The 23,417-nt window shown below is 69.6% G+C and carries 19 protein-coding genes; 14 read left to right on the top strand and 5 right to left on the bottom strand.

Features of this window, described 5'->3' with window-relative positions; genetic code table 11:
- Window positions 1-17: 17 nt before the first annotated feature.
- The gene (locus Manayef4_RS07450) at window positions 18-608 is read right to left on the bottom strand and encodes a hypothetical protein (RefSeq protein WP_023840176.1); all 591 of its coding nucleotides are present in this window, start codon (window positions 606-608) and stop codon (window positions 18-20) included.
- A gap of 547 nt (window positions 609-1,155) precedes the next feature.
- Between Manayef4_RS07450 and Manayef4_RS07445 the strand changes: the two genes are divergently transcribed.
- The 3 genes from Manayef4_RS07445 to Manayef4_RS22615 all read left to right on the top strand — a co-directional run bounded on the left by Manayef4_RS07445 (window position 1,156) and on the right by Manayef4_RS22615 (window position 4,641).
- Window positions 1,156-2,637 (top strand): amidase, encoded by a 1,482-nt coding sequence (locus tag Manayef4_RS07445; protein WP_254665508.1) that lies wholly within the window; start codon window positions 1,156-1,158, stop codon window positions 2,635-2,637.
- Window positions 2,638-2,787: 150 nt separating this feature from the next.
- Window positions 2,788-3,960 carry a PP2C family protein-serine/threonine phosphatase gene (locus Manayef4_RS07440; RefSeq protein ID WP_070131092.1) on the top strand — a complete coding sequence of 391 codons (1,173 nt, stop codon included), beginning with the start codon at window positions 2,788-2,790 and terminating at the stop codon, window positions 3,958-3,960.
- A 198-nt stretch (window positions 3,961-4,158) separates the two neighbouring features.
- Window positions 4,159-4,641, top strand: coding sequence for a hypothetical protein (locus Manayef4_RS22615; protein ID WP_083282330.1), 483 nt, complete (start codon window positions 4,159-4,161; stop codon window positions 4,639-4,641).
- A gap of 54 nt (window positions 4,642-4,695) precedes the next feature.
- Here Manayef4_RS22615 and Manayef4_RS07430 read toward each other — a convergent pair whose 3' ends face one another.
- Window positions 4,696-5,091, bottom strand: a complete 396-nt coding sequence (locus Manayef4_RS07430) for a hypothetical protein (RefSeq protein WP_011434644.1) — start codon at window positions 5,089-5,091, stop codon at window positions 4,696-4,698.
- A gap of 318 nt (window positions 5,092-5,409) precedes the next feature.
- On the opposite strand from Manayef4_RS07430, the gene Manayef4_RS07425 reads away from it, so the two are divergent.
- The 3 genes from Manayef4_RS07425 to Manayef4_RS07415 all read left to right on the top strand — a co-directional run bounded on the left by Manayef4_RS07425 (window position 5,410) and on the right by Manayef4_RS07415 (window position 9,342).
- Complete coding sequence (locus Manayef4_RS07425; protein ID WP_070131128.1) at window positions 5,410-6,678, top strand: glycosyltransferase family 4 protein; 1,269 nt, start codon at window positions 5,410-5,412, stop codon at window positions 6,676-6,678.
- Window positions 6,679-6,698: 20 nt separating this feature from the next.
- Window positions 6,699-7,640 carry a lysylphosphatidylglycerol synthase transmembrane domain-containing protein gene (locus tag Manayef4_RS07420; RefSeq protein WP_235462892.1) on the top strand — a complete coding sequence of 314 codons (942 nt, stop codon included), beginning with the start codon at window positions 6,699-6,701 and terminating at the stop codon, window positions 7,638-7,640.
- A 262-nt stretch (window positions 7,641-7,902) separates the two neighbouring features.
- Complete coding sequence (locus Manayef4_RS07415; RefSeq protein WP_070131090.1) at window positions 7,903-9,342, top strand: kelch repeat-containing protein; 1,440 nt, start codon at window positions 7,903-7,905, stop codon at window positions 9,340-9,342.
- 110 nt (window positions 9,343-9,452) lie between these two features.
- Here Manayef4_RS07415 and Manayef4_RS07410 read toward each other — a convergent pair whose 3' ends face one another.
- Window positions 9,453-10,148, bottom strand: coding sequence for an NAD(P)H-binding protein (locus Manayef4_RS07410; RefSeq protein WP_011434640.1), 696 nt, complete (start codon window positions 10,146-10,148; stop codon window positions 9,453-9,455).
- 233 nt (window positions 10,149-10,381) lie between these two features.
- Here Manayef4_RS07410 and sigJ point away from each other — a divergent pair, with 233 nt between their 5' ends.
- On the top strand, window positions 10,382-11,260 hold the full coding sequence (gene sigJ / locus Manayef4_RS07405) for an RNA polymerase sigma factor SigJ (RefSeq protein WP_070131089.1): 879 nt from the start codon (window positions 10,382-10,384) through the stop codon (window positions 11,258-11,260).
- Between the two features lie 84 nt (window positions 11,261-11,344).
- Here sigJ and Manayef4_RS07400 read toward each other — a convergent pair whose 3' ends face one another.
- A complete protein-coding gene (locus Manayef4_RS07400) occupies window positions 11,345-12,469 on the bottom strand; it encodes an SGNH/GDSL hydrolase family protein (RefSeq protein ID WP_175443340.1) in 1,125 nt (374 codons plus the stop codon).
- 681 nt (window positions 12,470-13,150) lie between these two features.
- Here Manayef4_RS07400 and Manayef4_RS07395 point away from each other — a divergent pair.
- Window positions 13,151-13,771 carry a polysaccharide deacetylase family protein gene (locus Manayef4_RS07395; RefSeq protein ID WP_254665507.1) on the top strand — a complete coding sequence of 207 codons (621 nt, stop codon included), beginning with the start codon at window positions 13,151-13,153 and terminating at the stop codon, window positions 13,769-13,771.
- A gap of 137 nt (window positions 13,772-13,908) precedes the next feature.
- On the opposite strand, the gene Manayef4_RS07390 is transcribed toward Manayef4_RS07395, so the two are convergent.
- On the bottom strand, window positions 13,909-14,535 hold the full coding sequence (locus tag Manayef4_RS07390; RefSeq protein ID WP_023840184.1) for a polysaccharide deacetylase family protein: 627 nt from the start codon (window positions 14,533-14,535) through the stop codon (window positions 13,909-13,911).
- A gap of 492 nt (window positions 14,536-15,027) precedes the next feature.
- On the opposite strand from Manayef4_RS07390, the gene Manayef4_RS07385 reads away from it, so the two are divergent.
- The 6 genes from Manayef4_RS07385 to Manayef4_RS07360 all read left to right on the top strand — a co-directional run bounded on the left by Manayef4_RS07385 (window position 15,028) and on the right by Manayef4_RS07360 (window position 23,364).
- Window positions 15,028-16,386: a YncE family protein gene (locus Manayef4_RS07385; RefSeq protein ID WP_070131087.1), complete on the top strand. Its 1,359-nt coding sequence runs from the start codon at window positions 15,028-15,030 to the stop codon at window positions 16,384-16,386.
- 371 nt (window positions 16,387-16,757) lie between these two features.
- On the top strand, window positions 16,758-17,117 hold the full coding sequence (locus Manayef4_RS07380) for a MerR family transcriptional regulator (RefSeq protein ID WP_011434634.1): 360 nt from the start codon (window positions 16,758-16,760) through the stop codon (window positions 17,115-17,117).
- A gap of 103 nt (window positions 17,118-17,220) precedes the next feature.
- Window positions 17,221-18,090: a TIGR03619 family F420-dependent LLM class oxidoreductase gene (locus Manayef4_RS07375; RefSeq protein ID WP_011434633.1), complete on the top strand. Its 870-nt coding sequence runs from the start codon at window positions 17,221-17,223 to the stop codon at window positions 18,088-18,090.
- 266 nt (window positions 18,091-18,356) lie between these two features.
- Window positions 18,357-18,773 (top strand): hypothetical protein, encoded by a 417-nt coding sequence (locus tag Manayef4_RS07370; RefSeq protein ID WP_011434632.1) that lies wholly within the window; start codon window positions 18,357-18,359, stop codon window positions 18,771-18,773.
- 5 nt (window positions 18,774-18,778) lie between these two features.
- Window positions 18,779-19,720, top strand: a complete 942-nt coding sequence (locus Manayef4_RS07365; RefSeq protein ID WP_070131086.1) for a hypothetical protein — start codon at window positions 18,779-18,781, stop codon at window positions 19,718-19,720.
- Between the two features lie 215 nt (window positions 19,721-19,935).
- Window positions 19,936-23,364, top strand: coding sequence for a CHAT domain-containing protein (locus tag Manayef4_RS07360; protein ID WP_254665506.1), 3,429 nt, complete (start codon window positions 19,936-19,938; stop codon window positions 23,362-23,364).
- The last annotated feature ends 53 nt before the right edge of the window (window positions 23,365-23,417 follow it).

Raw genomic sequence — 23,417 nt, 5'->3', positions numbered from 1 at the left:
CGAGGTGGTTGGATTACTCATCCCCGGCGCCGCCGTCCCCGCCGGACCACCAGCAGCAGCACCACCGTGCCGGCCAGGACCCCACCCGTGGCCTTCGGGTTGCTCCGCATCCGCTGCCCGACGGACCGCGCGGCTTTCCCGCTGGTGGCGAGGGTCTTCTCGGCCGCCCCCTTCGTCTTCTCGGTGGCGACCGACACATGGGGAGCAAGGGTCTGGACGGCCTCGTTGACCTTCTGGCGCACCTCGGCGGCTCCGCCGGCCACTCTGGCCCTGGCGCCCGGGGTGGTCATGTCCGGGCCGGCCAGGTCCGGGCCGCTGACGTTTCCCGGCTCCCTGACGTTTCCCGGCTCCCTGACGTTTCCCGGGCCGGTGACGTTTCCCGGGCCGGTGACACGTGAGGCGGAGGTGGTCGCGGCGATGACGTCGGGGCTCGGCGCCGGGGAAGCGTGACCGTTCAGGCCGGGTGCCGGGCCGGCACCTACCCTCTCGGTACCGGTCGGGACCGGGGGGACCGGAGGGCACGCGAACGGAGCCGTGGTCGTGTCGTCGGCGGGAAGCGACGCGGTCCGTGCGGGCTCCGGCATCACTGAACTCGGGTCCATTGGCATCGTTCGGTTCCTCCCTGGAAGGTGTCGGTGTCTGACCTGGAGACCGGGTCCGATCTGGAATCAACGGCTGAGCTGGTCAACGGCTGAGCTGGTCAACGGCTGAGCTGGTCAACGGCTGAGCTGGCATCACGCTCGGCCCGTCCGACCGGGACCGACGCGGACCACCTCGCCGAGCCACATCTGCGATCAGGCCACATCTGCGATCAGACCTGCCGCCGGCTCCCCGTGACTCGCGGAGAAAGCCGACCGGGCGGGATGTTCACTAGCCGTACTTCTCATCGTCATACCCGGAATCAATGCGGATAACCCGATGTAGACGCCCTGACAGGACACGGGGCCGCGTCACCGATGCCCAACACTATCCACAAACACATAAATGCCACATAACGGCTAATATATCGATCATGGCTCATCTCTCCCCAACCTGCCCACAGCAGGGGACAATGGGAGGTATCAGGCGATCGACGGTGCGGACGACCCGGCGTCGGCTACGGTTCGGACAGCAGCCATGAGCGTCAGGGGGTGGCTGATGTCGGATGTGCCCACAATGCCCTCCGCAGCCGACCGGAACGGTCCGCTCGAAGGCATCCGCACACTGGCCGCACGCCTCGCCTCCGGCGAGATGACGTCCCGCGAGCTCGTCGAAGCCGCGTTGGCCCGGACAGCGGCGACCCAGGCCACCCTTAACGCCTTCCGCTGGGTACGGGCCGAGGCGGCCCTGACAGAGGCCGAGGCGGCGGACGTCGCGCTCGCCGCCCGCCGCGGCCGTCCCGGCCGGGACGGCCGCGGCGGCTGGTGGAGCACGCCGGGATGGCGACCGCTACTCGGCGTGCCCATTGCGATCAAGGATGACACCGACCTGACCGGTACCCCCACGGCCTTCGGCGCCATGGGGGAGTTCCCCCCCGCGGTCCGGGACAGCGAGATGGTGCGACGGCTGAAGGCGGCCGGTGCCATCATCATCGGCAAGACCAACACCCCCGAGTTCGGGCAGTGGCCGTTCACCGAGGGCCAGGCGTTCGGGGTGACCCGCAACCCGTGGGATCTCGACTACTCTCCCGGCGGTTCCTCCGGAGGCGCGGCGGCCGCGGTGGCCGCGGGGCTGGTACCGGCTGCGATCGGTTCGGACGGGGCGGGCTCCGTGCGCATCCCCGCCGCCTGGACCCACCTGGTCGGGATCAAACCGCAGCGGGGGCGCATCTCGAGCGCCCCGGTCCGCGAGCAGTTCAACGGGCTCACTGTCTACGGCCCGCTAACCCGAACCGTCGCCGACGGGGYCCTGCTGCTCGACGTCCTGTCCGGCAGCCTGCCCATCGACCGCGCTCGACCGCCGGCGCCGGCCGAGCCGTTCCTCACCGCCGCCGGCCATCCCCCTCCCCGCCTGCGGATCGGGCTCTCCCTGCACCACCCGTACAGCGGGATGCCGGTGGCCCTCGATCCGGCCGTCCGGGCCGCCGTGGAACGGATGGCCGAGATCCTGGCCCGCTGCGGGCATGACATCGTGCCGGTGGAGCCGCCCTACGGCCTGCTTGGCACGATTTTCCTGCCGCGGTCCATGGACGGCATCCGCGACTGGGCCGGGCGGGTGCCCGATCCCACCCTGCTTGACCCGCGGACCATGGCCAACGCGCGGACCGGACGGATGCTGCGCCCGTTCCTCCCGCTGACACGCGCCGCGGAACCACTGGCCCGGCTCAACATCGGCCGCGTCTTCCGGCGGGTGGACGTCATACTCGCCCCGACGACCGCCACTCCGCCGCCCCGGGTGGGCGAGCTCAACCGGGAGAGCAACTGGGCCACCGACCAGGCGATCGTGGCGGCGTGTCCCTACACCTGGCCGTGGAACGTCCTCGGTTGGCCGGCCGTCAACGTACCGGCCGGACGCACCGCGGCGGGACTGCCCGTCGGCGCCCAGTTGATGGGGCCGGCGAACAGCGAGACCCTGCTGATCTCCCTCGCGGCGCAGGTGGAGGACAGCGAGCGCTGGCACCTCCATCAGCCGGGAGAACGCTCGGCCCACGCGATCTGACGATCTGACCCGACGGGCACCCGATCCGACCTGGTCCACGGCCCGACCTGGTCCACGGCCCGATCTGACCTTACGGGTAGCGGGATGTTACCGAATAGCCGAAATGCGAGGCCCTCTCACGGGATCCCGATCCGGCCGGGACAATGACCCATGCGAAGACGTCGTTCAGGCGCTGGCGGACTCGGCGGACTCGGCGGACTCGGCAGGGTGGAGGGGCCCGGCGGATTAGAGGGGCTCGGCGGGGTGGAGGAYGTCCGTCCCCTCATAGCCGGAACGCTCGTCCTCGTCACGGTCGTCATCCTCGACGCGACGCCCGGGCTGATCCTGGTCGGGTACTTCGGTCTCGGGCCACTGATCATCGCGGCGGCCAGTCCACCCCGGGTCACCGCCGCGGTCGGAGCGCTGGCAGTGATCGCRGCGCTCCTCTCCGGCTTCTGGGATCATTGGTTCGGGACCGGTCCGCATCTCGCCGCAACCACGCTGGTCGCCCTCCAGTCCGTGATCGCGGTCTGCATCTGCGTGTGCCGGGAACGGCAACGCTCACAACTGCACCAGGTCAAAGCGGTCGCCGAGGTCGCGCAGCGGGCACTGCTACCGGCGGTCCCGAGCCGGCTCAACGGGGCCGGTTTCGCGGCTCGGTACCTCTCCGCCGCCCAGGAGGCGTCGGTGGGTGGCGATCTCTACGAGGTCGTCTCCACCTCGCAGAGCATCCGGATGATCATCGGCGATGTCCGCGRCAAGGGCCTGCCCGCGGTCCGGCTGGCCTCGATAGTGCTCGGTGCCTTCCGCGAGGCGGCAGTGACCTGGCTCGACCCGGAACAGGTGGCCGCCGCCTGCGCCCGCGCGGTGGGTCGGGAGGCCGAACCCGAGGACTTCGTGACGGCGCTCATCGTCGACATCCACCCGGACGGTCGGCTGGGCCTGTGCTCGGCCGGGCATCACCCGCCACGACTGGTCTCGGCGGACGAGTGCACCACGCTGGAACTGAAGTCGCCGAGTCCGCCGCTYGGGCTGGCCGAGCGTTTCTCCGTCACGATGGCGAGCTGGGCGGTCGGCGATCGGATGCTGCTGTTCACCGACGGTCTCACCGAGGCCCGGGACGGCCGGGGGCGGTTCTTCCCTCTGGACGATCATCTGGACCTGCTGCGGGGCGGCAGCCAGGACGACGCGCTCGACCGTCTCGCCGGGGCTCTGCGCGCCCACGTGGATGGCAGGCTGCAGGACGACCTCGCGGTGCTGCTGGCCGAGCGGGAGGCGGGACCGAGTGGCGGGATGGGAGCCGGGACAGGAGCCGGGACAGGAGTCGGCGTCCTGAGCTCTTGAGCCCGRCGGGACCCGGCGGCCCCTCGACCCGAGATCCGACTCCCATCCGGCGTGCCGCTGTCCCTTSGAGCCCGTCGCGATCCGCTACGGTCACCCAATGCGGAGGGATTCCGTGGCCGCCGCCCGATACCGACGCCTACAGTTGTGCTCACGGGTATTCACTCCAGGTATCGATATACCGGACGGTCGGAGACGGTCGTGAGCGTTCCGGTGGATTCCGGTGACCGTCGCACCGTGCGGCTGCTCTTGGCCCTACTCGTCGTCGTGAGCGCCGTGGCCGCGTTCGCCGTCGGYGGTCTGATCGCGACGTCCGGGTTACGGGTGAGCTGGGGACGCGCCGAGGGCGCCGCGGCAGCGGCCGACCTCGCCATCGCCAAGGACGGCTCGCTGCYAGCGGCGATCGGCAGGCTGGGCATCGGCGGCGGCTCGGATCCCTCGTCACTCACGGATCCCTCGTCACTGACGGCGGGCCCCTCCCTGAAGAGCGGGCCTTCGTCGGCCACCGCGTCACCGACGCCGACGGAGGTGGGCGGGGCGAAACACCCGGTGCCAAGCCCGGTGCCGAGTGGCGAGTATCCGCCTACACCCACGGCACCGAGCCCGCGACACAGCTGCACGGCCCCGGCCACCTCCGCACCCGGGGGGTCGGGCGCCCCCATCCTCATCTACCCATTGTGCTGATATCCGTTGTGTCGATATCCCTTGTGCTCTTGTGCTGATATCCGTCGTGCCGAGCTATCCGCCGGATCCGGGCCGCCAGTCGGGCGAGCGGCCGGTGAGGGCCAGCAACCTCGTCCACTCGTCGGCGTCATCCGGGACCGGCACCGGGCGGGCGAAGATGCCGGCCGCCCGCCAGGCGTCGATCTGCGACGCCAGCTGCTCGTGGACCCGGTGCACGAGGTCCCGGTCAGAGCCGACACCCGCCACCGACGAGGTGTCACCGGCCCGCCGGCCGTGCATGTCGATCGCCCGCGCCAGATCCCAGCCGTGGATCAGTAGATCGGCGGTCAACTGGAAGGCGTACTCGCTCGCCGGCGTGGGGCCGAAGGAGAGGACCGGCACCGACGCCCAGGCTCCCGGGCGGTTCCAGGAGTCCCGTGCCCCACGGGCCGCCGCCGTCCAGCTCGCCACGGGATGCGCCCCTGGCGCGGACGCTCGTCACGATCGCAGGTCTCATTAGCGCCACATCGTGAGGCTGCAATCATCTCCCTTCATGARGGGTCACCCCCTGCCGTCGCATCCCGTCAACCGGGACGCCACACGCCCGATGCCGCTCGTTCAGCCCTGTCGCCGGCCGGACGACGCGTGAGGGAACTTCCCCTCCCGCCGGGCCCCACCGATGATCCGAACGCGCCGATCCGCCCTGCGAGGAGCGGACCGGCCTCAGGTACCGATCCTGCCGGGGCCGGTACCGCCGGGGCCGGTACCGGCCTGGTCGACGTGCCAAGCATGCTGGTGGTCGCCGACAAGTTCCCCCCGGTGCTCGGCGGCATCCAGACGTTCGCCTACCATCTCGCGGCCGGGCTTCCGGCTGACCGGGTGGTGGTCGTGGCGCCGGCAGCCCCCAGCGCCGCCGCCTTCGACCGGACGCTGCCCTTCCCGGTGATCCGCATGGACGAGAGGATCCTCACCTCCCCCGGATCCCGGCGCCTCCTGCGATCGGTCGTGCGGTCCGAGCACTGCGAGGCGGCCTGGTTTCCCACCGCGGCGCCGCTCGGCCTGCTCGCCCCGACGCTGCGAACGGCCGGGATCTCCCGGGTGGTGTCGTCGAGCCACGGGCACGAGGTCGCCTGGTCCCGGCTGCCCGGCGGGTGGTCGCTCGTCCGAGCGGTCGCCGCCCGGGCCGACGTCCTGACCTATCTGACGGCGTTCACCCGGCGCCGGCTGCTCGCCGTCGCCCCGCCGGGCACGACACTCGCGCGGCTGACCGGCGGGGTGGATACCGGACGGTTCCGGCCGCGGGTCGGGGGCGAGGAGATCCGCCGGCAACACGGCTGGTCGGACCGACCGGTCGTGATCTGCGTGGCCCGCCTGGTGGCGCGCAAGGGGCAGGACATGCTCATCCGAGGCTGGCCGGTGGTCCTGCGACGTCATCCCGCCGCACGGCTGCTGCTGGTCGGGCAGGGTCCCGCCGCGGACCGGTTGCGACGGCTCGCCACCCAGGTGGGCGTCGCCGACGCGGTGCATTTCGCCGGCGCGGTCACGGAGCAGGATCTTCCGGCCTATCTCGACGCCGCCGACGTCTTCGCAATGCCGTCCCGCACCCGCCTGCTCGGCCTGGACCTCGAAGGTCTCGGACTGTCCGCCCTGGAAGCGGCGGCGAGCGGCCTGCCGGTCGTCACCGGTGCCCAGGGYGGGGCACCCGACGTCGTCCTGCCCGGTCGCACCGGCGTCGTCGTGGACGGCCKCGACCGGCACGCCGTGGCGACGGCCGTCGCCGACCTGCTCGACGACCCCGAGAGATCCGCCCGGATGGGCCTCGCCGGACGGGACTGGATGTGCCGGAACTGGAACTGGGGTGAGTTGAGCCGGCGGCTCGCCGGACTGCTCGCGGGCGGGCCAGATTCCGATCTTGAGGGTGTCGCGGGACACTCTTTCGGATCCTCGGCGGCGCATCGGGAGGTCCCGGATGGCGTCGTCTCGAGCAACATCGGGCCCAGCGGCATGATTTCGGACGACATCGTTCCAGACCGGATCGATGTGAGCCAAGGCGGTTGAATTCCATGGCGAGACGGCGGATGGGATACATCCGGGCGAAGGGGGTTGCAGCCGTGGCCGCGCCGCTGCTGGCGGTGGTCTGGCTCGCGCGTTCGTGGACAACGGTCGAGAGCGGTGTCGACGCGTTGACGCGCGCCCACCCGTCCTGGCTGGTGGGCGCGGTCGCTGTCGCCCAGTTGACCTGGATCGCGGGAGCGGCCTGCCAGCAGGGCACGGTGGCCCGGCCCCTGCCAGTGGGTCCGCTGCTCGCGGTCCAGGTCGCCGGCAGCGTCGCCAACCACGTGCTGCCGGCGGGCTTCGGGGTCGGCGCGGTGAAGCTTCGTTTCCTGCATCGTGCGGGGCTGACCCTGCGGGAGGCGGTGACGGCGGTGGGCCTCGACACCGCCGCCGGTGTCACCACGCACCTGGCCGTGCTGATCATGCTCCTGGCGGGGGGATTCCTGCCGGTGGACGTGGCACGCCTACCCCGCGGCGAGCCGGTGGCCATGGTGGTCCCGGCGGTGCTCGCCGGGCTCGCTCTGCTCGGCCTGCTCGGCTGGCTGATCGCCCCGGTCCGCCGGGCGGCCCGCCGGGCATGGGCGGGCGTCGTCGACCACCTACGGTCGATGAAGACCACCCTGCAGTCGCCGAGCCGGGCGGCCCTGCTGTGGGGCGGCTCGGCCGCCATCCCGATGCTGCACGCCGCGACCCTGTGGGCGATCATGCGTGCGCTGCACCTTCCGCTCGGGGTCGGCGCGGTATTCGCGATCTACTTCGCGGCGAGCGCGGCCTCGGCCCTGGTGCCCTCGCCGGGCGGCTTCGGCTCGCTCGACGCGGCCCTGACAGCAGCGATCATGGCTGCCGGCCAGTCCGCCGCCATCGCGCTCGCGGCGGTCCTCGGCTACCGGATGATCACGGTATGGCTGCCGATGGCCCCGTCGGCCTGCGTCCTGGCCCTGCTGGTCCGCCGCGGCCACCTCTGACCCGCGCACTCACCCCCGCACCTCTGACCCGCGCCACTCACCCCCGTCGGGGGATGGTCCCGCACCACGTCAGGCCCACTCGTCCCGTCCGGGTGGACCCGCGGGCACCGAACCCAATGGTGATTACTCTTCGAATCAATGGGAATGCACAACGTCAGGATGCACAACGTACAGCTAGTTCTCGTGCGTGCACCGTCATCTACCCATGCCATCCACCCGTCGGTCAGGGCCGCACCCGCGGTCCTCAGAGGGGGGAGACTTCATGAACTGGTCCCGTACATCACGTCGGTGCGCCTCGCGCGCCTTCGTCCTGACCGCCACGCTGGCAGCAGCCCTGGCCGCGCCGGGGCTGCTCAGCTCGGTGGCCGAGGCGGCAGCACCGACCGGCAGCCCGACGAGCAGATGCCCGTCGCTGCCCCAGATCGCCGGCCCACTGCAAAGCTGGGAGACGGTTACCGCCCTGCCGACTCCCCGTGTCCATCTCGCGGCCACCACGGGATGTGACGGACGAATCTATGCGATCGGCGGCCAGGCCGCCGAGACGGGCGCCGGCGGCGGCGCCCCGGGATCGCCTACGGGGACGCCCGGCCCGACCGCGTCACCGACTACACCCACTTCACCAACCACCACACCCACTTCGCCAACCGCACCCGCATCACCGACGCAGTCGCCGGCCCCCACCGGGACGCCCGGAAGTTCCGCGACGACGACATCGACGGTGGGTCCGGCGAGCCTGACCCGGAAGCCACTGGCCGGTCCGCTCGGCCCGTCAACCGATGACCCGACCACCAGCCCGACCACCGACCTGCCCACCGCGACGTTGACCGGATCACCCGGCGCGAGTCCGACCGGTTCACCGACCACGCCCGGGACACCGACGGGCACCGGCTCACCCACGTCACCGCCGGGCGTCGCACCCCTGACGCCGGTGGGGACGGTCCAGGTCTACGACCCGCGGAAGAACGCCTGGACGGACGCGCCCGATCTGCCGACCGCGCGTACCCACCTCGCCGCCGCGACCGACCTCGATGGCCGGATCTACGCGATCGGCGGCCGGTCCGGCAGCTCGAACCAGCCCACGGACATCGTCGAGGTGTACACCCCGTCCAGCGGAAGCTGGTCGACGGGGAAGCCCCTGCCGAGCGCCATGGGTGACCCGAGCGCGGCCCGCGGCACCGACGGCAGGATCTACGTTCTCGACGCGAAGACCCTGGCGATCTACGACCCCGGCTCGGACAGCTGGTCGACGGCCGGGGCGCCGCCATCCGGGAACAGGGCTCCGGTCCTGACGGCCCTGCCGGACGGCCGGATCCTGGCCGCCGGCGGCATCGGGGCTGGCGGCGGCTCCGCAGCGCGGGCAGCCACCGACGTCTTCGCCTATACACCGGGTTCGAAAGCGGCCGAGAAGGGTTCGTGGGCCCAGATGTYCGACCTGCCGGACGGCGTCGCGGGTGCCGCCGGGGCGACCGGCCCCGACGGCCGGGTCTACATCATCGGCGGGCGGGACAGCGCCGGGAACGTCACCGGGGCGGTGCAGGTATACACCCCGAAGGACGACCGGTGGGCCGCCGGACCGACCAGCTCCCCCTCGACCCGGGCCGGGCATGCCGCGGCGACCGGTGGTGACGGCCGGGTGTACGTGCTGGGTGGAACGTCCAGCTCCGGCAAGACGCTGAACACCGTCGCCGCACTAAGCAAATAGCGAATAGCGAATAGCGAATAGCGAAACAAGTAACGAACAACGCCGTCAGCCGGGCGCCGGCCGTCCTGTCCCATGAGGCCGGCCCCGGCTGCTGGCCGCGTTTACTGAGGTCAGTCCCGCTTGAATGCCTCCCGGCGCAACATCTGAAATAGCGTCGGGGCGCCTTCGCGGGTCGTCACGGCGACCGCCTTGTGTACGAACCGTACCTCGATCGCCTGTTCGAGCAGGCTCGCGGCCAGGTCCGCGCGGCTGGTGAAGATACCCGGCGCCTGGTCCTCGTGAAGCTCGTAGCTCGTCACGGCGGGCGCGTCGAACAGACCCGAGGGACGCATGATCGTCCAATCTAGGTTGCTATCGCGCAGAAGTTCCTCCATGCGGCGCATATCGCGGTAGGTCGTCTTGCCGATCGTCGCGGTGATCAGCGGCTGGAGGACCCGATTGAGCAGGAAACCGCCATCGGCATGATGATGCGGCTCGGTGGCACTCGAGCTCACCACGACCACTCGCTTGACCCCGTGCCGGAACATCGCCGCAGTGATGTTCCGGATTCCGTCGCTGTAGATGTTGATCGGTTCGCGCGTAAACGGCACGCCAAGCGTCGACAGCACCACGTCGGCTCCTTCGACGGCCCGATCGACGGCCTGGGCGTCGTGCACGTCGGCCCCCACGACGTCGAGCCGTTCGTGCGTGATCGGGAATTCCGCCGGGCGCCTGGTCACCGCGACGACGTCGTAACCGGCGGCCAGCGCCTGCTCGGTCAGCAGCCGGCCAGTCGGCCCGTTCGCTCCGAACACGACAATCCTCATTGCTGCGCTCCTCCTGACCCGCGGGTACGCGGATCACCTGCCTGTCGGATGTCCGTCGGATGTCTGTCGGATCCCGCCGGACAGATGTGACCGCCRTGCCCACCGGCCACCGGCCACCAGCCACCAGCCGTCCCCCGGACCCGGACGGGTGGCGTCGTCACATCGGCGGTGCCGCGTTCGTCAACTGCTCAGGAGAGGCTGGTTCGGCGGGGTGCAAGCGAGAGGTGYAGGCAATGGAGGATGCGACGTGGCAGGCCGAGCAGTTCGAGCGCCAGCGCCCGCGGCTGCAGGCGGTCGCGTACCGCATGCTCGGTTCGCTCAGCGAGGCCGAGGACGCCGTCCAGGAGGCATGGCTGCGGCTGAGCCGCTCCGGCGACGAGGCGATCAACAACCTCGGCGGTTGGCTGACGACGGTCGTGGGTCGGGTATGCATCGACATGCTGCGTGCCCGCCAGGCGCGCCGGGAGGACTTCGTGGGCACCTGGCTGCCCGAGCCGATCGTCAGCGCCGAGGACGGTGACGGCCCGGAGCAGCAGACCGTGCTCGCCGACTCCGTCGGCCTGGCGCTGCTCGTCGTGCTCGAGACGCTCACCCCGTCCGAGCGGCTCGCGTTCGTCCTGCACGACATGTTCGCCGTGCCGTTCGAGGAGATCGCCCCGATAGTCGACCGGACCCCCGCCGCGGCCCGCCAGCTCGCCAGCCGCGCCCGACGGCGGGTGCGAGGCGCCCCGACGGTCCCGGACCCCGACCTCGCCGCACAGCGCAAGGTCGTCGCCGCGTTCCTGGCCGCAGCCCGGGCCGGCGACTTCGACGCCCTCGTCGCGGTGCTCGATCCCGACGTCGTGTTCCGCGTCGACACCGGCTCACGCACCCGGCTCATGCCCACGCTGCTCACCGGCTCCGCGGACGTCGCACAGCACACCGCCATCCAAGGCCCCCGCTTCGCGCGGCACTGCCAGCCAGCCCTGGTCAACGGCACCGCCGGGATCGTCGCGCGCGCATCGACCGGTGTCATCGCCGTCGCCGGCCTCACCGTGCGCGACGGCCGGATCGCCACCATCGACCTGATCCTCGACCCTGACAAACTCCACCGCCTGGTTCTCGCCGACTAGGGGTGTTTTTGACCGGGGTGTTTTTGACCGACCCGGAGACAGTCTCGGATGTGTCAGTCTCGGATGTGTCAACCTCGAATGATGTCAACGGCCGGTGGGAAGATAGGCGGCGGTGATCGCGGTGGCCAGCGCACGCTGCCCCTGGCCGTTGGGGTGGAACGCGGCGGAGAACGGCGTTCCGAGGAGGTCGACGTCGGGAGGGCTGCCTGTACTGCTGCAGAACTCGTGCCCGGCGAAGGCGTTTTCGGTGTCCACGTAGGTCACGCCGGCCGCCCTCGCGGCGGCGCGGATCGTGTTGTCGAGGTCGTGGACGGTCTGGTTGAACCAGGCCGCGTCGGCCGGCTGGATGCGTACCCCCAGCTTCCCGAGGACGCTGACCGGGCAGGGTGCGTCCAGAGCGTCGGGGAACAGCCGGGGATAGCCCAGGACGAGGATCCGTGCCCCGGGGGCGAGGCTGCGGGCCCGTCGGACAGCCCGGTAGGTCGCGGTGAGTTGTGGCTGCAGGGTGTTCAGAGCGGCCCCCACGGCCGGTGCGGAGTGGTCCCGACAGGACGGGAGAAGTGTGGTCACGTGCAGTGCCGCACAGTAGACCGCGATGTCGGCGAAACCGATGTCGTTGCCGCCGACGGTGAGGGTGACCAGTCCGACGGTGTCGGCCGACCCGTCCAGATAGGTGTCCTGTGGTGGGGTGCCAGGCCCCTGCGACGTGGAGAAGTCCCGAGTGCGTGCGCCCRCGCAGGCCCCGAAGGTGAACAGTGGATCAGACGTCGCGGACGGCGGCGGGTCCTTGGTGGCCAGGGCGGCGTGGACGAGAGCCGGGTAGGCATCGGTCGAGCGTCGGCAGCCACCGAATGGCCGGTAGCTGCCCGGGAGGTAGTCGGCGACGGGGCCGGCTCCGTCCCCGGAGGAATACGAGTCACCCAGCGCGACGTAGCGCAGCGCGGTCAGCCTGGTCCGCGAGGATCGTGAACGGCCGGACCGGTCGGTCGCGGTCAGTTGGAACACGTAGTTGCCCGGAGCCGGGAGGGTCACCGTCGTGTCCGGCGCGTCACCGGCGAATCGGGCCGGGGCCGGTCCCGACAGCATCGTCCACGCTGTGGATGCCGCGGGCCCGGTGACCCTGCCGTGCAGGGCCACCGCGCTCAGCCCGACGACTGTGCGCGAGCGTCCCGCCTGCACGGTCACCATCGCCTGCCGCGAACGTGTCACCGTCGTCACAGAAGGTTGYGATGTCGCTGCCGCGACGTTCTGCCGGCTACGGGATACCTCCGCTGCGCCCGTGTCACGGCAACCCGCGACCACCACGGCCGCCACCAGACCCACCACGAGCATGCTCCACCGGCATCGCCCGAGATCGCTACCCGTCATACCGTCATGATGACAGGCCGTGGAGTGGAGTCCACGGATGTGATGCACGTGGAGTAGCAGTCCTGCGACACCCCAGAACAGTCCTGCGCCACCCCAGAACAGTCCTGCGCCACTCCGCGACGGTCCTACGACACCCCAGAGTGGCGGTCTGTAAAGGGGACGGCCACCGCATGATCCCTTCGAGAAACATACGAAGCAACTCGACAAGGAAGAACCGCGATTACACGCACCGATGGTAAAGCGTAATCATATGTCCGTTAATGTCGGTCTATGGATCGACGGATGCTCCTTTCCCTACTGGGCATCGGCGCCGCGCAGGCGCTGATCGGATGCTCGGCCGGCACGGCGCCCGCCAAGCCCGACACCCACGCCACCGACACCGTGYGCGGCCCTGGCCCCGTCCCAGCGGTCGCACCCGTACCCACGCCCGGGAATTCCGTAGCCACGCCCGGGGATGGAGTGGTCACAGGTCCGTCGCCCTCGTTTCCGCCGATGCCCCCGCCGCATCCAGGCCGACCCACCGTGACCTTCCAGGCACCCGCCCGGACCCAGCAGATCGCCCTGACGATCGACGACGGCTACGATGCCGCGACGGTCGCCGGCTACGTGGCGTTCGCCCAGCGATCGAAGATCCCCATCACGTTCTCGCCGAACGGCGCCTACCGGGCGATCTGGKACCGCCACGCCGACGTCCTGCGTCCGCTGGTGGAGTCCGGCCAGGTGCAGATCGGCAACCACACCTGGACCCACAAGAACCTGCTGCACGAGACGGACACCGCGATCCGGGCCGATATAGAGCGGAACGAGCAGTGGATTCAGCGAACCTTCGGGATCACCAGCCGGCCCTGGTTCCGTCCGCCCTACGGCGCCCACAACCCCCACGTCGACGGGCTCGTGGGCGAGCTCGGCTACACCCGGGTCCTGCTGTGGAACGGCAGCTTCGGCGACTCGACCACACTCACCCCGCAGCAGCTCATCGGGCTTGCCGAGCAGTACCTCAAGCCAGGCACGATAATGCTCGGCCACGCCAACCACCAGACCATCCTCGGCCTGTTCGACAAGGTCCAACAACTGATCGAGCAGCGCAACCTTCAGCCGGTCACCCTGGATACCATGTTCGGCACCTCCCGCGCCGTCGGCTGACAACGGCAACATTTCCGCGGAAGCGACGATCTCGTCCTGGTCGGAAGGGCCCGAGGAATGCCCGGTCAAGRAACTCCCGGTCAAGAAATGCCCGGCCAAGGAGCCAAGGAGTTTCACCCGGGCCGGCCCTTCCGAGGTCAGGTGAGCAGGTCGTGGACCGGTACCGGGGTGAGGCCGGCCGTGCGCAGGTTCGCGACGATCCGGGGGAACGCGCTGACGGTGCCCGGGTAGCCGAAATGCATGCTCACGATGGAGCCTGGCCGGGTGCCGGCCCGCACCCGCGCGACGACGGTGTCGGCTCCGGGGGAGGTGTAGTCGAGCGGGTCGACGTCGAAGTCCACAACCGTGCGGTACCCGGCGGCGCCGGCCTCGGTGAGGATCAGCGGGGTGGCGGTGCTCGTGCCGGAGGGCCGGAAGTAGCGGCCCTGCGTCGGGGCCAGTCGGGCCAGGACGTCCCGGCAGCCGGTGATCTCCGCGGTCACCCGATCGGCTGGAAGCGTCGTCAGCGCCGGGTGGGTGTAGGTGTGGTTCGCCAGTTCGTTGCCGGCCGCGAGGATGACGGGGACGAGGTCGCGGTGCCGGTCGAGCCATTGCCCGACCGCAAACACGGTGATCGGTGCCGAGAGCCTGGCGGCGTCGGTGAGGAGCTGATGGGCCAGGGACAGATCCTGACCCGCCTCGTGCGGGCCGAGATGGAAGGTGAGCGCGACCCGGGACCGGTCACGCGGTCCGTGGGTGACCGCCGCCGCCGCGCCTCCCGGCACCAGCTCCGGGCCGCCGGCCGCGCCGGCAGCGGAAGAGGCCGCCGCGGTCTCACCCGATGTGCCGCCAAGGGCAGGGGCGAAGGGTGACGGCGTTGCTCCTGAGGACGCTGGTGGCGCCGAGGGGGTCGAGCCACCGGTACCGCAGCCCGCCAGCCCCGTAGCCGCCGCCGTACCGGCCACAGCCAGGAACTGACGACGAGAGGTACCACGACCGGCCGGCTGAGACATGACGCTGAGGGTATCTCGGCTACGGGGATATCCCGGCCACTGGAGGCGCCCGATGGGCACCCAGGATCACCAGCCGGGTACCGTGAGGCCACGGGCGGCCAGACCCCGACACGAGCCTTCTTGTCGACGATAGATCACAACCAGGCAAGCGATCAGCAAAACCAGGCAAGCGATCAGTAAAACGCCTTTCTACCATATTCGATTATGCGACCGTCCGACGGGGTCGAAGGGCCCCGCGTGAAAAGACGGTACTAGCGTGTCGGCATGCCAACCAGGGCGAAATCGCATCAACCCCGGCCCGGGAAGCGGCCCCGGCCGTACGGCCCGATCCTGCTGGCCGGCCTGGTGGTCCTTGTCGTCGCCCTGCTGGCGGGCTGGGCCCTCCGTGACCCGGGCAACCAGGCTGCGAACGCTGGAGCCCTCCCGCAACCGCCTGCGTCCCCGGGCGCGTCCCCGGGCGCGTCCCCGGCCGCGTCCCCGGCCAGGGCGGGAGCAAGCCCCACCGCCGCCGTTGCTGGTGGTACCACCGTTGCTGGTGCTACCACCACTGCTGTGGATGTGTACGCCCACGCCCATGCCGGGATGCTGAGCCCGGTCGTGCGCGACGATCCGCAGCTCGTCTATGTCCCGAACCTGTCCGACGGCACGGTCAGCGTCATCGACCAGCACACGCTGCGGGTAGTGGCCACCTACCCCACGGGGCGCGGCCCGCAGCATGTGGTCCCGTCCTGGGACCTGCGGACACTGTGGGTCAACAACAACGTCGGGAACAGTCTGTCACCGATCGACCCGCGGACCGGGCGCCTCGCCGGCCGGGCCATACCGGTCACCGACCCTTACAACCTGTACTTCACCCTCGACGGAAAGAGCGCGATGGTCATCGCCGAGGCGAACCACAGCGTCGACTTCCGCGACCCRCACACCTTCGCCCTGCGCCACAGCCTCGACGTGGGCAGCCGGTGCGCGGGCGTCAACCACGTCGACTTCTCCCCGGACGGCACCTATGCGATCGCCACCTGCGAGTTCGCCGGCCAACTGGTCAAGATCGACCTGGCGCACGAGCGGGTCCTCGGCTACCTCGATCTCGGACGCACCGCGGCCCCCCAGGACATCAAGATCGATCCTGCGGGCCGGGTCTGGTACGTCGCCGACATGAACGCCGGCGGCGTCCACCTCATCGACGGGGACACCCTCACCAAAACCGGCTTTGTCCAGACCGGCCCGGAGGCCCACGGCCTGTACCCCAGCCGCGACGGCCGCTATCTCTACGTCGTCAACCGGGGCGGCATGATGACCTCCGACATGGTCCCGTTCCCGCATACCGGTGATCGGGGCTCCGTGTCGGTCATCTCCTTCACCACCAGGAAGATCGTCGCAAACTGGGCCATCCCCAGCGGCGGGACCCCCGATATGGGCAACGTCAACGCCGACGGGACCCGGCTGTGGCTGTCCRGCCGGCGCAGCAACGTCGTGTACGTGTTCGATACCGGCGGGAACGGCGGGTCGGACCCGACGACCGGCCGGCTGTTGACCGAGATCCCGGTGGGCCACGAGCCGCACGGGCTCGCTGTCTGGCCGCAGCCCGGGCGCTACTCCCTCGGCCACACCGGAATCATGCGATAAGCCCTCGCGTGTTCGATACTCCTGTCCATCGGCTGTCCAYCGGCTGTCCACCGGCTGTCCACCGGCGCACCGCCAGCACGATCACCTCCGGGGGAAAACCGGAGCCCCCCTACCTGCCAAGATGAGACGAGACAGGCAGTACGTTCCATCTGGGCTGGCTTGGGCGGGGCTGGGATAGGTAGATCGGGTGATCCTCGCGGCGCTGTCCCGGCTGTTACCCCGGGCCCGCTGGGACGTCTTCTTCGTCACCCCGGCCACCGTGCTGCGGTGGCCGGGGTGACCTCCTCCGGCAACTTTCTTACCGGCGGCACGTTGCCTTGACGCCGGCGACAAGGTTTAGCGTCTTGCCCCGGGCGGGTGAAGGAGGTCGGATGCTGATCGGCGAACTGGCGGAACGGGCCGGCACGAGCACCCGCACGCTGCGCTACTACGAGTCACACGGGTTGGTACGGCCACGGCGCTCCGCCAACGGCTACCGCGTCTACGACGAGACAGAGCTGCGAGTCGTCCACGAAATTCGGGCCCTGCTCGCTGTGGGCTTCGACCTCAACGACATCCGCCCGTTCGTCGCCTGTTTGCGGGCCGGCAACACGTCGGGACACGTTTGCCCGGACTCTGTGCTGGTGCTGCGACGCAAACTCGCCGAAGTCGATGTCTGTATCAAGCGGCTCGACGCGGTACGGCAGCAGTTGCAGAGCCAGCTCGCTCAAACGATCGCGATGCGGCCGTAGTAGCCGTCGCTGACCGACGAACAGTCATCGAGCTCAACGTCCCTGTCCGCCCGGCCAACGGCGGGCGGGGAGCAATGGGGTATCAGCAGATCGGAAGAATGAGATGAAGTTCGCAATCGGCTACAGCACGCCCTACTACGGTGTCGACCCGGACCGGATCACTGCCTACGCCCAGCATGCGGAGGAATGCGGCTTCGAGGCACTGTATCTGCCGGAGCACATCGTGCTGTACCCCGGGGCGATGGTCGGGTCCATCGAGATCCCGCCGTCGCTGCCCTACGCCGATCCCCTCGATTGCCTGAGCCTCGTCGCCGCGGCCACGAACCGGATGCTGCTCGGCACGGGCGTGCTGCTGCTTCCCTACCACCATCCAGTGGTCCTCGCCAAGCGACTGGCCACCATTGATGTGCTGTCCAAGGGGCGGATGCGGCTATTGACCGTGGGGCTGGGAACCTTGCCGGGCGAGGCCCAGGCGGTGGGGGTGGATTTCAGCACCCGTGGTCGCCGCGCCGACGAGGCGATCGACGTGATGCGACTGCTCTGGGCCGGGGGCGAGGACGGGGTCAGCTTCCGCGGGGAGTTCTTCGACTTCGACAACCTGTGCAGCTTCCCGAAGCCCTACGGCGTTACCCAGCTGCCCATCCACGTTGGTGGATCAAGTCGGGCGGCTGCACGCCGGGCCGGGCTGCGAGGCGACGGCTACTTTCCCGGCGGTGCGCTCGGTCCTGATGAGCGTAGCCTCCAACTAGACCTCGCCCGGTCGACCGCCTTCGAGGCTGGCCGTAATCCGGATGCTCTGGAGTACACGCGATGGGGGTCGATCGACATGACACCGGAACGGGTGGAGGCGTTCGCCGCGCAGGGTGTGACCCGCATCGTCGTGGGCGCCACGGCCATCGATCCAGTTCAGCAGCGCGACGAGATATCCGCGTTCGCCCAGCGGTTCGGCCTCCTCGACCGCCTATCGACCTGACGGTTCGGCCAGACCAGGTCGGCGGCGCGTATGTTCTCGACGTCCGCCAGTAGGCGGAGTTCACCTCCGCCTACTGGCCGGGTGCGACCTCATGTCGAGCTCGGCGACTTGCCCGCCCACCTCGCCGACGTCGCAGCCGGGCTACCGGCCAGCGGCACAGGTCCGGGTCGGTGTGGGCATCCCACCTGCACGCCGGCGCTTGATCCCACCCGCCGCCGGCTCCTGCCCCAGGACCGACCCACCCCCTTCTGCAGGGAGTCTCCGCCTTGACCAGCGACAACCACGGCATCATCGAAGCCGGCCGTGCCATCCGCCCCTACCTCGCCGACTGGTTCGCCCCCCAGGACGCCGCAGCCTTCGACCAAGGGATCGCCGCCCTGCTCACCACTGCCAACCCGGCCGACGCAGGAACCCAGGCTGGTCAGCTGCGCGCCCTCCTCGAAGGCCACCCTCACACCGGCCGGTTCCTGCGCGATGTTCTCGCCGACGCCCCGCACTACAGGCCGCCCGACCAGCAGCCCCGCTACCAGCGCACCCCCCGCCCCAGCCCCCTCGGCGACCCAGGTCCAGTCGCCGCCGACCGGTACAACTGCCCGCGCGGCGACTACACCTGGTACCGGCCCGACCTAGGCAGCGCCATCCCCACCTGCCCCACCCACCAGGTCACCCTCGTACGAGGCTGACAGGCATGCTCGAGGAGTTCTGGAAAACAGTCGGCGAGAAAGTCGCCGACCGATGGGCATCGATCGCCGCCCCCGCCCTGGTGTACTGGCTCRCCCTCCTCGCCGTTTGGACCTACCACCACGGCGGCCTTCACACCCTCAGCAACCACACCAGCTGGCTCGACCGGCAGACCCCCGCAATCCAAACCCTCGCCATCCTCACCGCCCTACTCGGCATCGCAGCCACCGCGGTCCTGGTCAGCAGCGCTGCCACTCCGCTGCTCCGACTGCTTGAGGGCTACTGGCCGGCCATCGCCGACCCCCTCCGCCACCGCCTCGCCGCCCGCGCTGCGGCACGCGCCGCCGCAGACGACCTCGCCTGGCAGACAGCACACACTGCCGTGCAACCCCCGAACACCCCCACAAACCGGCAGCTCGTCGTCTACACCCGCCTCGAACGGCGTCGCCGACAGCATCCATCCCCAGGCGCCCCCGGCTTCTTCCTAGCCACCCGCACGGGCAACATCCTGCGCGCCGCCGAACGACGCCCCACTGACAAATACGGCTTGGACACCATCATCTGCTGGCCCCGTCTCTGGCCTCTGCTCCCTGACACCCACCGGACCGACCTCGCCGCCGCCCGCACCGCCCTCGACACTGCCGCCACCATTACCCTGTGGGCGCTGCTCTTCGCCGCCACCGGTGGCCTCTACACCCTGCTTGCCATCCCTGCRGGTCTCGCCGTCGCCACCATCACCGTCACCGTCGTCATCCCCGCCCGTGCGCAGGCGTTCGGYGAACTGATCGAAGTCGCCTTCGACACTCACCGCACCCAGCTCTACACCCACCTTCGTTGGCCGCTCCCCCACACCCCCGCAGAAGAAAAACCCGCGGGGCAAGCCCTCACCGCCTACCTCTGGCGCGGTTCCGACAACAACACCCCTAACTTCACACAGCCCACCCCGTGATCTYCCTCTGATCTCGCTACAACAACATTGCCAACACCGTCACGCGTCCTTTTCCTCAAACGTCGAGGTTCTCAAACGTCGAGGTTCTGGACAGACACTGCGGACAAAGGGGAGACTCTGCCACATTCGAAACCAGCAAATTCGGCAGGTATGGGTCCGGCCCRGAAGGCCGGACGTTGAGGAAGCCTCGTCACAGAGGAGAGGGGAACGAGTCGATGCGGGACGATCTTCTTGCCAGGGTCCAGGAGCGACTKGAGCTGTTCGCCGCCGAAAGCTCCCCCGAGATCGTGTTGGCCAACGATGCGGTGTTGGAGGTGATGGGTCTCTTGAACGCCGTCCCGGATCCGTCCATCGACACGGATGTTCTGCTCGCGGCCGGTCTTCTGTACTGGTGTCGTTATCTTGTGCTGGGAGGTGACGATGGCCGGYCGGACCTGGCGCGGGCACGGGAACTRCTGGCATCGGTCCACCGGTCGAATCCGACCCTTCTACCCAGCGAGATCCGTGACGCCCTTGACGAGGCTGACATGAACCCGAGCAGCCGGGAAAGGTTGGCACTTCGCGCCGAACACCTGTACGGCCAGTCGACGAAAACCGGTGACGTCGACGGTCTCAGCGAGGCGATCGCCCTGTTCCGACGCGCGTCTGCTGTTACGCCCGTGAGTCATCCGCTTCACGTYGGGCTCCTTTCCAATCTCGCGACGGCGTTACAGACGCGGTTCGCCTGGACGGGTTCGGACTCCGACATCGACGAGGCGGTCGACCTCGGCCGGCTGGCCGCCACCCGGGCACCGGAGAACCACCCTTCCCGCTTCCTGGTGCTGTCGGGTCTCAGTGGTTCGCTATGGGCGCGATGTGTGCACCGGAAGTCGCCGGCGGACCTGGAGGAATCCCTGCAGGCAATCCGGCAGGCGGTCGCRGTCATCCCGCCACAAGATCCTAATAGCGGYCGTTATCTGTCAAACCTAAGTAACATTCTGCGTTCCCGGTTCGAGTGGACGGGCGCGCGAGCCGATCTCGACGAGGCAGTGGAACAGGGTCGACGCGCCGTCGATGTGACGCCGGCCCACCATCCTCAGTACGCGACGATGCTCACCAATCTGGCCGTCGCGCTGCAGACGCGTTTCGTGCAGGCCGGGGTCTCGACGGATCTAACGGCCGCCATCGATATCTTTGGCCGCGCGGCCACAGTAACGCCTCCCAGCCATCCGCACTTTCCGGTCGTCTTGGGAAACTTGAGTGCTGCGCTGCTGGTCCGGGCGCTGCACACCGGGACGGACTCCGACCTCACCACGGCGGTGGAGACGGCCCGGCGGGCAGTGGCTGTGACTCCTCCCGGCAGCCCGGACCGTGCCCGGCGTCTCTCCAATCTGGGCAACATTCTCCGGGCACGTTTTGATCGGGTCGGGCTGCTGGTTGACCTGGATGAGGCTGTGGAGGTCTGCCGGCAGGCGGTAGTGGCGACGCCGGCCAGCCACGCGGAACGGGCCGTGATACTGACCAATCTTGGGGCCGTGGTGGGTCTGCGCGCGGATCGAATCGGGCGCGCGGCCGACCTGGACGAGGCAGTCACCGTCGGCCGGCAGGCGGCGGCTGCCACCTCGACGGAGCACACGGCTTGGGTCCCCGTCATGGTGAACCTCTGCAGGGCGCTGTCACGACGCGCCCGGCTGGCTGGTACCTCCGCAGATCTGGACGAAGCGGTGGAAACTGCCCGCGCGGCGCTCGCCGCCGCCGAGGCCAAAGAGAACAGAGCCTTTGTCGCGGCCGCGGCGTCGAATCTCGGCGAGACCCTCCATCTCCGCTTTGACCGGACAGAAGACATGCCCGACCTGGACGGTTCCGTGGCGGCGTACCGGATGGCGGTCGATGCTCGCGGCGATGACCCGGATGCTGCCACTTCCCTGTCCGGCCTCGGTCTTACCTTGTGGGGCCGTTTCGAACACACTGGGAGGCCGGCGGATCGGGATGTCAGTATCGCCGTGTTTCGACGTGCCGCCGCGCTGGCAACGGCAGCACCCAGCATCCGAGCGAAGGYGGCGGGAGCATGGGCGAGCCTGGCGGCCACCGCGGGCGACTGGCAGCAGGCTGTCGCCGGCTACAGCACCGCTGTGGACCTGCTGGGACAGGTCGCGCCGCGCAGCCTTGACCGCGAAGACCAGGAGTATCGTCTCGTCACCCTGTCCCGGCTGGGATCGCAGGCCGCCGCAGCGTGTTTACAGGTCGGCAAGGTCGAACGCGCCCTGGAACTCTGGGAGCAAGGACGCGGAGTCATCCTCGGCCAGATTCTCGACGCCCGTACGGACCTCGCCCTCCTTGCCGCAAGAGACCCGGAGAAGGCCGCGCTGTTCAGGCGGCTTCAGGATGAGTTCGACGCTCCTCCCGCCTTCGACGGATCCGACATACCGCTGGCGGAGCAGGCATCCCCGCCATTCGTCGGAAACGACGCGACGGGCACGGCACGACGCGGTGCCGACCGGCGGCATGCCCGCGCGGCGCGGTTCGCAAGCCTCGTCTCCGAGATCCGCAGCCTGCCGGACTTCGAGCGTTTTCTTCTGCCACCAACCATCGACGATCTTCGGCACGCCGCGAGCCAGGGGCCGATCGTGGCCGTCAACGTCAGCGAGATCCGTTGCGATGCCCTGATCCTGACCACGGCCGGCGTGCAGCTCCTACCCCTGCCGGACCTCACTGAAGAAGCCGTTGGTGACCAGGTCCTCGCTTTCCTGACGGCTGTCGAACGCGGCGACGAGAAGGGGCTCTCGAACGTCTTCGGCTGGCTGTGGGACGTCCTCGCCGGACCGGTGTTGGAACGCCTGGACATCCACGGACCACCGGCAACGGGCACCTCGTGGCCGCGGATGTGGTGGTGCCTGTCGGGGCTGTTGTCGTTCCTTCCCGTGCACGCGGCAGGCCATCACCAGGCTCGATTCGATCCGGCGCCGGACACGCTGATCGATAGAGTGATCTGTTCGTACACTCCAACGATCYGCGCCTTGGGCCATGYTCGGCGCACCGCGCCCGACGCGGCGACGCTTGTCGGCCTTCCGTCAGCGAACGACGAGGGCAGGCGCGCGCTGGTCGTGGTGATGCCCCACACCCCCGACGCCGGCGACCTGCCCGGCGCACACCTCGAAGCCGCCATCCTCACGCGGATTCTGCACGAACGGGTGAGCACGCTGGTCCAGGACAAAGCGACCCGCGCTGCGGTGCTGGCCGCCCTGCCGCAGGCACGCTGGGTGCACTTCGCCTGCCATGGCGAGGCAGCCATCTCCGCCCCATCGACCAGCCGTCTGCTACTACACGACCAGCCCCTCACCGTTCTGGACGTCAACCGCCTCAGGCTCACCGACGCCGAACTTGCGTACCTGTCCGCGTGCGAAACCGCCCGCCCGGGCGGCGAGCTTTCCGACGAGGCGATGCACCTCGCCTCCGCCTTCCAGCTCGCCGGCTATCGGCATGTCATCGCCACGCTGTGGCCCATCAACGACCAGATCGCCGTCGACCTCGCGGAAAATATCTACAGGTTCCTAGCCGACGGTAGCGACGTGGCCGCGGCCGTTCACAACGCCACCCGTGCCCAGCGCAACTACGCGCCGCGATCCCCGTCACAGTGGGCGTCCCACATCCACGTCGGCGCCTGACGCCGCCACGCCCACACCGTAGCAGCCCACCAAGCTGCTACGTGAGGTTCTTG

Origin of the sequence: Frankia sp. CgMI4 (genome assembly GCF_001756285.1) — a bacterium.
Lineage (GTDB): Bacteria > Actinomycetota > Actinomycetes > Frankiales > Frankiaceae > Frankia > Frankia casuarinae.
The sequence above is the reverse complement of the archived record's forward strand: the minus strand, read 5'-3'. Positions and strand labels throughout refer to the sequence as shown.

Bases quoted from the DNA above. Each gene is read 5' to 3' on its own strand.
- sigJ (WP_070131089.1), top strand. From the start codon at position 10,382: ATGGAGGATGCGACGTGGCAGGCCGAGCAGTTCGAGCGCCAGCGCCCG.
- Manayef4_RS07380 (WP_011434634.1), top strand. From the start codon at position 16,758: ATGCTGATCGGCGAACTGGCGGAACGGGCCGGCACGAGCACCCGCACG.
- Manayef4_RS07420 (WP_235462892.1), top strand. From the start codon at position 6,699: ATGGGATACATCCGGGCGAAGGGGGTTGCAGCCGTGGCCGCGCCGCTG.
- Manayef4_RS07375 (WP_011434633.1), top strand. From the start codon at position 17,221: ATGAAGTTCGCAATCGGCTACAGCACGCCCTACTACGGTGTCGACCCG.
- Manayef4_RS07450 (WP_023840176.1), bottom strand. From the start codon at position 608: ATGCCAATGGACCCGAGTTCAGTGATGCCGGAGCCCGCACGGACCGCG.
- Manayef4_RS07410 (WP_011434640.1), bottom strand. From the start codon at position 10,148: ATGAGGATTGTCGTGTTCGGAGCGAACGGGCCGACTGGCCGGCTGCTG.